We start from the raw sequence: 12,615 nt of genomic DNA, 5'->3' as shown, positions 1-12,615 counted from the left end.
AATCGTGTTGTGCGAAGGAATTTGTGAGGAAGGTAACAACCCTCACCCGGACGAGTGAGGGTTTGATAGCTTAGCGGGCGTGCGCCGCTTTCGCTTTTTTCTCTTTAATGAAGTAACCGATAGCCAGGATAAGCAGCCATACCGGGATCAGCCACACGGAGATCGCCATACCCGGCGTCATCAGCATAATGACCAGCACCGCAGCCATAAAGAGCAGGCATAGCCAGTTGCCGAGCGGGTAGAAGAGCGCCGGGAAGCGCGGCGTCACCCCCTGTTGCTGTTTGGCGCGGCGAAAACGCATATGGGCAAGGCTAATCATCGCCCAGTTAATCACCAGCGCGGAGACCACCAGCGCCATCAGCAGGCCAAAGGCTTCCTGCGGGGCCAGGTAGTTAATCAACACGCACAGCGCGGTAAAGGCGGCGGAGACCAGAATGGTGTTGACCGGCACGCCGCGCTTGTCGACTTTTTGCAACGCTTTCGGGGCGTTGCCTTGTCTGGCGAGGCCAAACAGCATACGGCTGTTGCAGTAAACGCAGCTGTTATAGACGGAGAGCGCCGCAGTCAGCACCACGATGTTGAGCGCGTTCGCCACGAGAGAGTCGCCCAGTTCATGGAAAATCAGGACAAACGGGCTGGTATCGGCCGTGATACGCGTCCACGGCAGCAGGGAGAGCAGCACCGCCAGCGAGCCCACATAGAAGATCAGAATGCGATAGATAACCTGGTTGGTGGCTTTCGGAATGCTTTTTTCCGGCTCGTCGGCTTCCGCCGCCGTAATGCCGACCAGCTCCAGACCGCCGAACGAAAACATGATGATCGCCATCATCATGACCAGCCCTGAGACGCCATGCGGCAGGAAGCCGCCATGTTCCCACAGGTTGCGCACCGTGGCCTGCGGGCCTGCGGTACCGCTAAAAAGCAGCCAGGCGCCGAACAGGATCATCGCGACCACCGCGATAACTTTAATGATGGCGAACCAGAACTCCATCTCGCCAAAGACTTTTACGTTGGTCAGGTTGATGGCGTTGATAACCACAAAGAATACGGCGGCGGAGGCCCAGGTCGGGATTTCGGGCCACCAGAACTGGATATATTTACCGACCGCGGTCAGCTCCGCCATCGCCACCAGCACATACAGCACCCAGTAGTTCCAGCCGGACGCGAAGCCTGCGAAACCGCCCCAATATTTATAGGCAAAATGGCTAAAAGAGCCTGCCACAGGTTCTTCCACGACCATTTCGCCAAGCTGGCGCATGATCAGAAAGGCAATAAACCCCGCGATGGCGTAACCGAGAATAATCCCCGGCCCTGCGGACTGGATTACGGAGGCGCTGCCCAGAAACAGGCCCGTACCAATAGCACCACCCAGCGCGATAAGCTGAATATGGCGGTTTTTGAGGCCGCGCTTCAGCGTGTCGCCGTGCTGTTGACCTTCCATCATAAAACCTCGTTTGTGGTTATTTTTAATCCGCAGCGTGGCGCTGCTGTAATGTTGTTATGTCGCTGTGTGTAGTCTTTTCTTTACAGCCAATAAGGATGAAATTTCTAATAACGACTACCGCAGCGCCAAGAATAGTGATAAGCGCTGCCAAATGCACCTGCTTTCTCAGCGGGCACTCGCGGAGTGAATAAAAAGAAACCATTTGTAAATCGCTGTGGTTATTTCACGGACGGGCGCGCGTATTGATCTTAAGCGCAGATATTGAATAGATATTCATATTTTAAACTAATGAATCGGTTCAGGTTGCACGCCTTTACGTTTCATTTGAGTTAAAACTACCGCTTTTGAGGTAACGGGTTCATTTGTGCGGAGTTACATTTCTGAAACGTTATTTCTTTATCATTGTTAAAATATGCGGGCTTTCCTGATTTCAATCAAAACCAGGATGGACAGAAGGTGAATACTTTGTTACTTTACCAACACGAACGTTAAATTGGTCATACCAATTGACTCCGGGCGAATGGCAGAGACAGGGAATAATGGCCTACAGCAAAATCCGCCAACCAAAACTTTCCGATGTGATTGAGCAGCAACTGGAGTTTTTGATCCTCGAAGGGACGCTGCGTCCCGGCGAAAAACTGCCTCCTGAACGCGAGCTGGCTAAACAGTTCGACGTTTCCCGACCCTCCCTGCGAGAGGCGATTCAGCGTCTCGAAGCGAAGGGCCTGCTGCTTCGTCGCCAGGGCGGCGGTACTTTTGTTCAGAGTACGCTCTGGCAAAGCTTCAGCGACCCGCTGGTAGAACTCCTCTCTGACCACCCCGAATCCCAGTTTGATCTTCTTGAGACGCGTCACGCGCTGGAAGGCATCGCTGCGTACTACGCGGCGCTGCGCAGCACCGACGAAGACAGAGCGCGGATGAGCGAATGTCATCAGGCTATCGAGCGCGCTCAGGAGTCCGGCGATCTGGACGCAGAATCAAACGCGGTGGTGCAGTATCAGATAGCGGTCACGGAAGCCGCGCATAATGTAGTGCTGCTTCATCTGCTACGCTGCATGGAGCCGATGCTGGCGCAAAACGTCCGTCAGAACTTCGAATTGCTCTACGCGCGACGTGAAATGCTGCCGCTGGTCAGCGGCCATCGCACTCGGATTTACGAGGCGATTATGGCGCGGGAGCCGGAGCAGGCGCGGGAAGCCTCGCATCGTCACCTGGCGTTCATTGAAGAAATTTTGCTGGACCGCAGCCGTGAGCAGAGCCGTCGTGACCGCTCGCTGCGTCGTCTGGAGCAACGTAAGAATTAATGTTTTTCCGGCTTGTGCCGGAAGATTTGTACCAAAAGCGCCATTGAAGCGCGGCAACTAAACCCAGAACCTGTCTTATTGCGCTTTGTTAAGTGCCCGTAGTTCAGGTTGCATCGCGGCGGCAAGATGAAGCCCTTGAAAAGAAAGGGGGCGCACAGCCGCTACAGACGCAGCCGGACGCTGTAAGAGCACAGAGTGCAATGGGACAGGTTCCAGATAAATCAACGTATTAGATAGATGATAAGGAATACCCCCATGTCAGAACGTTTACAAAATGACGTGGATCCGATCGAAACTCGCGACTGGCTACAGGCGATCGAATCGGTAATCCGTGAAGAAGGTGTTGAGCGTGCTCAGTATCTGATCGATCAGCTGCTTTCCGAAGCCCGTAAAGGCGGCGTGAACGTAGCGGCGGGCAGTGCCGCCCGTCAGTACATCAATACCATCCCCGTTGAAGAAGAGCCGGAATACCCGGGTAATCTGGAACTGGAGCGCCGTATTCGTTCTGCTATCCGCTGGAACGCCATTATGACCGTGCTGCGTGCGTCCAAAAAAGACCTCGAGCTCGGCGGCCACATGGCGTCCTTCCAGTCTTCCGCGACCGTCTACGAAGTGTGCTTTAACCACTTCTTCCGTGCGCGCAACGACAAAGACGGCGGCGACCTGGTGTACTTCCAGGGCCACATCTCTCCGGGCGTTTATGCGCGTGCGTTCCTTGAAGGCCGCCTGACCGAAGAGCAGATGAACAACTTCCGTCAGGAAGTTCACGGCAATGGTCTGTCTTCTTACCCGCACCCGAAACTGATGCCGGAATTCTGGCAGTTCCCGACCGTATCCATGGGCCTTGGCCCGATCGGCGCTATCTACCAGGCGAAATTCCTGAAATATCTGGAACACCGCGGCCTGAAAGATACCTCTGAACAGACCGTTTACGCGTTCCTCGGCGACGGTGAAATGGATGAGCCGGAATCTAAAGGCGCCATCACCATCGCGACCCGCGAAAAACTGGACAACCTGGTCTTCGTCATCAACTGCAACCTGCAGCGTCTGGACGGCCCGGTCACCGGTAACGGCAAAATCATCAACGAACTGGAAGGCATCTTCGAAGGCGCTGGCTGGAACGTTATCAAGGTGATGTGGGGTTCCCGTTGGGACGAGCTGCTGCGTAAAGACACCAGCGGCAAACTGGTTCAGCTGATGAACGAAACCGTTGACGGCGACTACCAGACCTTCAAATCCAAAAACGGCGCATACGTGCGTGAGCACTTCTTCGGTAAATACCCGGAGACCGCAGCGCTGGTTGCAGACTGGTCTGACGACGAGATTTGGGCGCTGAACCGTGGCGGCCACGATCCGAAGAAAATCTACGCGGCATTCAAAAAAGCGAAAGAAACCAAAGGTAAAGCGACCGTTATCCTTGCTCACACCATTAAAGGTTACGGCATGGGCGACACCGCCGAAGGTAAGAACATCGCTCACCAGGTGAAGAAAATGAACATGGACGGCGTTCGCTACGTCCGCGATCGTTTCAGCGTGCCGGTGGCCGACGAAGACCTGGAAAAACTGCCGTACATCACCTTCCCGGAAGGCTCTGAAGAGTACAAGTACCTGCATGAACGCCGTCAGGCGCTGCACGGTTACCTGCCGTCTCGTCAGCCGAACTTCACCGAGAAGCTGGAGCTGCCGACGCTTGAAGATTTCCGCTCCCTGCTGGATGAGCAGAGCAAAGAGATCTCCACCACCATCGCTTTCGTACGCGCCCTGAACGTGATGCTGAAGAACCCGTCTATCAAAGACCGTCTGGTTCCTATCATCGCGGACGAAGCCCGTACCTTCGGTATGGAAGGTCTGTTCCGTCAGATCGGTATCTACAGCCCGAACGGCCAGCAGTACACCCCGCAGGACCGTGAGCAGGTGGCGTACTATAAAGAAGACGAGAAAGGCCAGATTCTGCAGGAAGGGATCAACGAGCTGGGCGCAGGTTCTTCCTGGCTTGCCGCTGCGACCTCTTACAGCACCAACAACCTGCCGATGATCCCGTTCTACATCTACTACTCCATGTTCGGGTTCCAGCGTATCGGCGACCTGTGCTGGGCAGCTGGTGACCAGCAGGCGCGCGGCTTCCTGATCGGCGGTACTTCCGGTCGTACCACGCTTAACGGCGAAGGTCTGCAGCACGAAGATGGTCACAGCCACATTCAGTCGCTGACTATCCCGAACTGTATCTCCTACGATCCGGCTTACGCTTACGAAGTCGCTGTCATCATGCATGACGGTCTGCAGCGTATGTACGGCGAAGCGCAGGAAAACGTGTACTACTACATCACCACGCTGAACGAAAACTACCACATGCCGGCGATGCCGGAAGGTGCCGAGGAAGGTATCCGTAAAGGTATCTACAAACTCGAAACCCTCGAAGGTAGCAAAGGTAAAGTTCAGCTGCTGGGCTCCGGCGCTATCCTGCGTCACGTCCGTGAAGCGGCAGAGATTCTGGCGAAAGAGTACGGCGTGGGCTCCGATGTCTACAGCGTGACCTCCTTCACCGAACTGGCGCGCGACGGCCAGGACTGCGAGCGCTGGAACATGCTGCACCCGCTGGAAACTCCGCGTGTACCGTACATCGCTCAGGTGATGAACGACGCACCGGCAGTTGCTTCCACCGACTACATGAAACTGTTCGCCGAGCAGGTTCGTACTTATGTACCGGCTGATGATTATCGCGTACTGGGCACCGACGGCTTTGGCCGCTCTGACAGCCGCGAAAACCTGCGCCACCACTTCGAAGTTGACGCTTCTTACGTGGTTGTCGCTGCGCTGGGCGAACTGGCTAAACGTGGTGAAATCGATAAGAAAGTGGTGGCTGACGCTATCACCAAATTCAATATCGATGCAGAGAAAGTCAACCCGCGTCTGGCATAAGAGGTAAAGAAAGAATGGCTATCGAAATCAATGTACCGGACATCGGGGCGGACGAAGTTGAAGTCACCGAGATCCTGGTCAAAGTGGGCGACAAGGTTGAAGCTGAACAGTCGCTGATCACCGTAGAAGGCGACAAAGCCTCTATGGAAGTCCCGTCTCCGCAGGCGGGCGTGGTCAAAGAGATCAAAGTGTCCGTGGGCGACAAAGTCGAAACCGGCAAACTGATCATGATTTTCGATTCCGCCGAAGGTGCAGCAGCCGCTGCACCTGCGAAGGCTGAAGAGAAGAAAGAAGCCGCTCCGGCAGCAGCACCTGCAGCCGCGGCAGCAAAAGACGTTAACGTACCGGATATCGGCGGCGACGAAGTCGAAGTCACCGAGATCCTGGTGAAAGTGGGCGACAAAGTTGAAGCCGAGCAGTCTCTTATCACCGTAGAAGGCGACAAAGCCTCTATGGAAGTCCCGGCGCCGTTCGCGGGTACCGTGAAAGAGATCAAAATCAACACCGGCGACAAAGTTTCCACTAGCTCCCTGATTATGGTCTTCGAAGTGGCGGGCGCTGCGCCTGCGGCTGAAGCCAAACCGCAGGTTACCGAGCAGGCGGCATCTGCACCGGCGGCAGCCGCTGGCGCGAAAGACGTCAACGTGCCGGATATCGGCGGCGATGAAGTCGAAGTGACCGAAGTGCTGGTGAAAGTGGGCGACAAAGTCACCGCTGAACAGTCTCTTATCACCGTAGAAGGCGACAAAGCCTCTATGGAAGTTCCGGCACCGTTCGCAGGTACCGTGAAAGAGCTGAAGGTGAACGTGGGCGATAAAGTCTCCACCGGGTCGCTTATCATGGTCTTCGAAGTAGAAGGCGCAGCGCCTGCGGCGGCTCCGGCGGCGAAACAGGAAGCGGCGGCTCCGGCTCCGGCGGCGAAAGCTGACAAACCGGCTGCGGCTCCGGCGAAAGCCGAAGGCAAATCTGAATTTGCTGAAAACGACGCTTACGTCCACGCGACGCCGCTGATCCGCCGCCTGGCGCGCGAATTCGGCGTGAACCTCGCGAAAGTGAAAGGCACCGGTCGTAAAGGCCGCATCCTGCGCGAAGACGTTCAGGCTTACGTGAAAGACGCCGTTAAACGTGCAGAATCCGCACCTGCCGCTGGCGCGACCGGTGGTTCTCTGCCGGGTCTGCTGCCGTGGCCGAAAGTGGACTTCAGCAAGTTTGGTGAAGTGGAAGAAGTGGAACTGGGCCGCATCCAGAAAATCTCTGGCGCGAACCTGAGCCGTAACTGGGTGATGATCCCGCACGTTACGCACTTCGACAAAACCGATATCACCGATCTGGAAGCGTTCCGTAAGCAGCAGAACGCCGAAGCTGAGAAGCGTAAGCTGGATGTGAAGATCACCCCGGTTGTCTTCATCATGAAAGCCGTTGCCGCTGCCCTTGAGCAGATGCCGCGCTTTAACAGCTCGCTGTCTGAAGACGGTCAGCGTCTGACGCTGAAAAAATACATCAACATCGGCGTGGCGGTGGATACCCCGAACGGCCTGGTTGTACCGGTGTTCAAAGATGTGAACAAGAAAGGCATCATCGAGCTTTCTCGCGAGCTGATGACCATCTCCAAAAAAGCGCGCGATGGCAAGCTGACCGCCGGCGAAATGCAGGGCGGCTGCTTCACCATCTCCAGCATCGGCGGCCTGGGCACCACCCACTTCGCGCCGATCGTGAACGCGCCGGAAGTGGCTATCCTCGGCGTCTCCAAGTCTGCGATGGAGCCGGTGTGGAATGGTAAAGAGTTCGTGCCGCGCCTGATGCTGCCGATCTCCCTGTCCTTCGACCACCGCGTGATCGACGGTGCTGATGGTGCGCGTTTCATCACCATCATCAACAACACCCTGTCGGACATTCGCCGCCTGGTGATGTAAGCGAAAAGCCGGCCTGACGGCCGGCTTTTTTCTGGTAATTCCGCCTGACTGTGCGAAATTATCAGGTGCCAAAAGGATTCGTCTGCCGTTTGTTGTTTCAAAATTGTTAACAGTTTTGTAAAATGCGAGCGGATAGAACGTCCCGGTGGATGATGGGCGTTAAAACTTAAGCGTCAGACCCGCCGGAAAATTACAAAGAGGTCATGATGAGTACTGAAATCAAAACTCAGGTCGTGGTACTTGGGGCAGGCCCGGCAGGTTACTCTGCAGCCTTCCGTTGCGCTGACTTAGGTCTGGAAACCGTAATCGTCGAGCGTTACAGCACCCTGGGCGGTGTTTGCCTGAACGTAGGCTGTATCCCTTCTAAAGCGCTGCTGCACGTAGCGAAAGTTATCGAAGAAGCCAAAGCGCTTGCCGAGCACGGCATCGTTTTCGGCGAGCCGAAAACCGACATCGATAAAATCCGCACCTGGAAAGAAAAAGTCATCAATCAGCTGACCGGCGGTCTGTCTGGTATGGCCAAAGGCCGTAAAGTGAAAGTGGTGAACGGCCTGGGTAAATTCACCGGCGCGAACACCCTGGAAGTGGAAGGCGAGAACGGCAAAACAGTGATTAACTTCGACAACGCGATCATCGCGGCGGGTTCTCGTCCGATTCAGCTGCCGTTTATTCCGCATGAAGATCCGCGCGTATGGGATTCCACCGACGCACTGGAACTGAAAGAAGTGCCGAAGCGTATGCTGGTTATGGGCGGCGGTATCATCGGTCTGGAGATGGGTACCGTTTACCACGCGCTGGGTTCAGAGATCGACGTGGTTGAAATGTTCGACCAGGTTATCCCGGCTGCCGACAAAGACGTAGTGAAAGTCTTCACCAAGCGCATCAGCAAGAAATTCAACCTGATGCTGGAAACTAAAGTGACTGCCGTTGAAGCGAAAGAAGACGGTATTTACGTTTCTATGGAAGGCAAAAAAGCGCCGGCGGAAGCGCAGCGTTACGACGCGGTGCTGGTAGCTATCGGCCGTGTGCCGAACGGCAAAAACCTGGATGCAGGCAAAGCGGGCGTGGAAGTGGACGACCGTGGCTTTATCCGCGTTGACAAACAAATGCGCACCAACGTGCCGCACATCTATGCGATCGGCGATATCGTCGGTCAGCCGATGCTGGCGCACAAAGGCGTTCACGAAGGTCACGTTGCCGCTGAAGTTATCGCGGGCATGAAACACTACTTCGACCCGAAAGTGATCCCGTCTATCGCTTACACCGAGCCGGAAGTGGCATGGGTGGGTCTGACCGAGAAAGAAGCGAAAGAGAAAGGCATCAGCTACGAAACTGCCACCTTCCCGTGGGCAGCCTCTGGCCGTGCTATCGCTTCCGATTGCGCAGACGGTATGACCAAACTGATTTTCGACAAAGAAACCCACCGTGTCATCGGCGGCGCGATTGTCGGCACCAACGGCGGCGAGCTGCTGGGTGAAATCGGTCTGGCTATCGAAATGGGTTGTGACGCGGAAGATATCGCGCTCACCATCCACGCGCACCCGACCCTGCACGAGTCTGTAGGCCTAGCGGCAGAAGTGTTCGAAGGCAGCATTACCGACCTGCCGAACCCGAAAGCGAAGAAAAAGTAAGTTTTCTCGCTACATAAACGCCTCTTCGGAGGCGTTTTTTATGGCTGTTATTCAGCAGTGCGTCTTCCCTTATTCTTTAACTACCTAATCTGGTAGGAAATTTTCGCTAATCTTCTTCCTTGTATCGCCGATAACAACGTAATAAAGGCGTTTTTGCCGCCGACGGCACGCTCTGGATGCTCAGGACTGTGTGGACAAGGAACGTATTCATCCCCGCTTTGCTTTGCTCATCTCAACACGGTGACGGTGTCTTGCTGTCAACGGCGTGTCTCTTTTTTTCACTCTGGTGACTTTCAATAAAAAAGGAAAAGGTATGTCTGTAAAAAAACTGGCTGTCGTTGGCCTGGTATTAGCCGCGTTTACCCTCACTGGCTGCGGGGCAATGACCACCGCTATCAAGAAACGCAATCTTGAGGTGAAAACCCAGATGAGCCAGACCATCTGGCTTGAGCCGTCTTCTGAGAAAACCGTGTATATCCAGGTGAAAAACACGTCAGACAAAGACATGAGCAACCTGCAAACCCTGCTGGCGAACGATCTCTCCGCCAAAGGGTACAAAGTCACCAGCTCGCCGGACTCTGCCTACTACTGGATCCAGGCGAACGTCCTGAAAGCCGACAAAATGGATCTGCGTGAAGCGCAGGGCTACCTGAAAACCGGTTATGAAGGCGCCGTCGCGGGCGCAGCGCTGGGTGCGGGCATCACCGCGTACAACAGCAACTCTTCCGGTGCGGCGTTAGGCGTTGGCCTGGCGGCGGGGCTTATCGGCATGGCGGCTGACGCGATGGTCGAAGATGTGAACTATACAATGGTCACCGACCTGCAAATTTCCGAGCGCAGCAAAGCGACAGTGACGACGGATAATATTGCTGCGCTGCGTCAGGGCACCTCCGGCGTGAAGCTGCAAACCAGCACCGAGCAGGGTAACCGTGCGAAATACCAGACGCGTGTGGTGTCCAGCGCCAACAAAGTTAACCTGAAATTTGAAGAAGCTAAGCCTGCGCTGGAAGCGCAGCTGGCGAAATCTGTCGCCAGCATTCTGTAAGCGGCATAACGATGGGCCGTCAGTACACGGCCCATCGGTTTTTTGCGTAAAACCCTTACGGAGCGACGGGGTCCCACGTGTTATCGAGATGAGCCGGGTCAATAGCGCTGGCGCGCTGCGCCGTATCCGTCCCCAGGTTTGCCTGAAGCACCCGATCGTCCTGCTTTACAATAAAACTCATCACGCCCGTTTCACCGTAACTGACAGGCCAGGCTAACATCGCAAAACCGTTGTCGTGAGTGGGCAAAAGACGGAAATGGTAACCGTGATAGCCCATATCCTGCCTTTGCGGGCTGAACGCCGGGCCGAGCGGGCTCGGTGCCTCGCCGGGTTTGACCGGCCAGTAAAGACCATCTTTCTTCCCCTCGCTGCTGATGATTTTCTCTGCGTAACGCTGATTCAGGGCGTAATAGCTCAGCTGTGCATCGACGCCGGCATGGAGTGCGGCAATCGCGGCGAGTTCGTTGCGTCCGATCGTGCGGGTGAGGATTTCCTCCGCTGCGCCCTGCATGTCGAACTGCCAGCCCTGCGCGTGTTTGACGAGAGGAACGGGCAATTGCCAGTCCTGCGCGCCCACTTGCAGATGCGCCGTATCACCCTGCAGGACGATATGATGATTTACTTTCCAGTCGCGCAGAAAACGGCTGACTTCCTCAGGATCGGCACCTTCGGGCGGCAAAATCTCGCGCCACTCATCGCCAAGAAGATGATTTAAGGCCGCCTCGTCGTGTGTCGAAATCGCCTGCGTCAGGGCGTCAGCGGCCTGATCCGGCGTGCTGAATTGCGCCTGCGCAAAGGCGTGCGATGCGGACAACCCGAACGCCAGCGCGGCGAGAAATGTCGATTTCACCTTTTTCTCCTTCTTAGTGATGGCGCTCATGCTGACGATGCTCAATGTGCCGCTCTCTTACCGGCGTGTCCGGGCGGTGGGCTGCCGCCAGATGCCGGCTTTCGATACCGCGCTGCTGTTGCACCTGCCAGCGGGCGGAACGGCTGTCGTTACCGCTGAACGCGCTGGCGTGCAGATCGTGATAAGGCGCATGTTGTGTCGCGTCATGGAAAGGGCGTTCCGACGCGTTATGCGCGTGTCTGGCCAGCCGTGCGCTTTCGGGTTTGATATCGTAACCGCGATAGTTGCTACGCTGGGCGCGCGCCTGCAACGACTGTCGGGCGGCCTGGTGCGGGGTATTCACCGTGGCGTTGTGCCCCGTGGCCTGCTGAAAGCGCGCGGCCGCCGCCTGGCGCTGTGAGGCCCGGTTGTCGGCAATAGGGTCTGTTGCGCTGGCAGGGCGGTGAAGCGGTGTGACGACACGGGTATGGGGATTGTCCATACCGTTGCGATACGCCGGATTGGGGTGCCAGGGCATCGTGTTCCCGCGCCGGTTTTCACCGGTGATTCGGTTGTAGTTATTCACGTTAATATTGATGTTATCGCCATTGTGCCAGTAGCCGCCGTCGTGGCGATCGTGATGGTGGTAGTCATCGTCATGATGATGGTGGTGGTCATCATCATCCCAGTCAATGGCGCTGAAAAGCGCATACGTTGTGGCGACACCGAGACTGTATCCCAGCCCTCTGACAAAACTGTTGCCGAACTGCTCGCCGGGCGTTGGTGGTAAATAAACAGGCGGGTACGCCGGGTTCTGCCAGGTGCCGTAAACCGTCGCCGGGTTATAAGTGGGCACGTAAACCACGTTGGGTGTCGCCGGTTCAATTTCGATAACGGTTGAACTGCGCGGCGCGGCGGCAGGTTTTTCCGGTGAGACTGGCGGCGCGGTTCTGGTGATGGTCGTTACCTTTTGCTGTAGCGAAGAGGTGAGCGCGCCAGTCTGTTGAGCCAGCGCGCGCAGGCGCTGTACCGACGCCATGACGTCATCAGGCTGTGCCAGGAAGGCATCGCCCAGGTTTTGTATCCACGACGGGTTCTGCCCCAGCAGCGCCATTAATTGCGGGAACGCTACCAGCGATTTGACGCTGGCGTCCCACGGTTGCCCGGCGACTGCCTGAATGGCAGCGTCGCCCTGTAGGGTGGGATGGTCCTGTGACCACTGCGCGGCCTGCACCATATTCATCGGGTAAGTAGAGGCCATCAGGATCTGCGACAACAGCGCATCAGGGTAGAGCGCGATGGGCGCGACCCACTGGTCAATTTGCGCGGCGGAATATGTCGGTGTGGTTGCGGGCGCAGGCGTGGGTTGAGGCGGCACCGGCGCGGTGGGTGGTGCCGCGACAGGCGCTTCGGCGGCGGAAGGCACCTGACTTTTCACAAACAGGACGCCTGAGGCGCCGAACAGCCCGGCGCTGCACAGCAACGCGAGCAGGTGTGGCTTTAAAGGCAACTTCATAGATGACTCCGGGG

At 56.3% G+C, this 12,615-nt stretch carries 8 protein-coding genes; 5 read left to right on the top strand and 3 right to left on the bottom strand.

Going from position 1 to position 12,615, the window contains the following annotated elements:
- Positions 1 to 70 precede the first annotated feature (70 nt).
- Positions 71 to 1,441, bottom strand: a complete 1,371-nt coding sequence (gene aroP, locus G6041_RS14500) for an aromatic amino acid transporter AroP (RefSeq protein WP_029039307.1) — start codon at positions 1,439 to 1,441, stop codon at positions 71 to 73.
- Between the two features lie 542 nt (positions 1,442 to 1,983).
- On the opposite strand from aroP, the gene pdhR reads away from it, so the two are divergent.
- The 5 genes from pdhR (at position 1,984) to traT (ending at position 10,256) form a co-directional block, all read left to right on the top strand.
- Entirely contained in the window at positions 1,984 to 2,748 is a 765-nt protein-coding gene (gene pdhR / locus G6041_RS14495) for a pyruvate dehydrogenase complex transcriptional repressor PdhR (protein ID WP_004388376.1), read from the top strand.
- Between the two features lie 255 nt (positions 2,749 to 3,003).
- Positions 3,004 to 5,667 (top strand): pyruvate dehydrogenase (acetyl-transferring), homodimeric type, encoded by a 2,664-nt coding sequence (gene aceE, locus G6041_RS14490; protein ID WP_004388375.1) that lies wholly within the window; start codon positions 3,004 to 3,006, stop codon positions 5,665 to 5,667.
- Between the two features lie 14 nt (positions 5,668 to 5,681).
- Positions 5,682 to 7,580 carry a pyruvate dehydrogenase complex dihydrolipoyllysine-residue acetyltransferase gene (gene aceF, locus G6041_RS14485; protein WP_012125746.1) on the top strand — a complete coding sequence of 633 codons (1,899 nt, stop codon included), beginning with the start codon at positions 5,682 to 5,684 and terminating at the stop codon, positions 7,578 to 7,580.
- A gap of 206 nt (positions 7,581 to 7,786) precedes the next feature.
- Positions 7,787 to 9,211 carry a dihydrolipoyl dehydrogenase gene (gene lpdA / locus G6041_RS14480; RefSeq protein ID WP_004388373.1) on the top strand — a complete coding sequence of 475 codons (1,425 nt, stop codon included), beginning with the start codon at positions 7,787 to 7,789 and terminating at the stop codon, positions 9,209 to 9,211.
- A 313-nt stretch (positions 9,212 to 9,524) separates the two neighbouring features.
- A complete protein-coding gene (traT, locus tag G6041_RS14475; RefSeq protein ID WP_012125743.1) occupies positions 9,525 to 10,256 on the top strand; it encodes a conjugal transfer complement resistance protein TraT in 732 nt (243 codons plus the stop codon).
- Between the two features lie 55 nt (positions 10,257 to 10,311).
- Here the strand turns inward: traT and G6041_RS14470 are convergent, their stop codons facing one another.
- Entirely contained in the window at positions 10,312 to 11,106 is a 795-nt protein-coding gene (locus tag G6041_RS14470) for a DUF2950 family protein (RefSeq protein ID WP_041460610.1), read from the bottom strand.
- Positions 11,107 to 11,119: 13 nt separating this feature from the next.
- Complete coding sequence (locus G6041_RS14465) at positions 11,120 to 12,601, bottom strand: DUF3300 domain-containing protein (protein ID WP_012125741.1); 1,482 nt, start codon at positions 12,599 to 12,601, stop codon at positions 11,120 to 11,122.
- Positions 12,602 to 12,615: the final 14 nt, after the last annotated feature.

Source organism: Cronobacter sp. HA18003, assembly GCF_011605905.1.
In the GTDB taxonomy this organism is placed as follows: domain Bacteria; phylum Pseudomonadota; class Gammaproteobacteria; order Enterobacterales; family Enterobacteriaceae; genus Cronobacter; species Cronobacter sakazakii.
The sequence above is the reverse complement of the archived record's forward strand: the minus strand, read 5'-3'. Positions and strand labels throughout refer to the sequence as shown.

Bases quoted from the DNA above. Each gene is read 5' to 3' on its own strand.
- aroP (WP_029039307.1), bottom strand. From the start codon at position 1,441: ATGGAAGGTCAACAGCACGGCGACACGCTGAAGCGCGGCCTCAAAAAC.
- pdhR (WP_004388376.1), top strand. From the start codon at position 1,984: ATGGCCTACAGCAAAATCCGCCAACCAAAACTTTCCGATGTGATTGAG.
- aceE (WP_004388375.1), top strand. From the start codon at position 3,004: ATGTCAGAACGTTTACAAAATGACGTGGATCCGATCGAAACTCGCGAC.
- aceF (WP_012125746.1), top strand. From the start codon at position 5,682: ATGGCTATCGAAATCAATGTACCGGACATCGGGGCGGACGAAGTTGAA.
- lpdA (WP_004388373.1), top strand. From the start codon at position 7,787: ATGAGTACTGAAATCAAAACTCAGGTCGTGGTACTTGGGGCAGGCCCG.
- traT (WP_012125743.1), top strand. From the start codon at position 9,525: ATGTCTGTAAAAAAACTGGCTGTCGTTGGCCTGGTATTAGCCGCGTTT.
- G6041_RS14465 (WP_012125741.1), bottom strand. From the start codon at position 12,601: ATGAAGTTGCCTTTAAAGCCACACCTGCTCGCGTTGCTGTGCAGCGCC.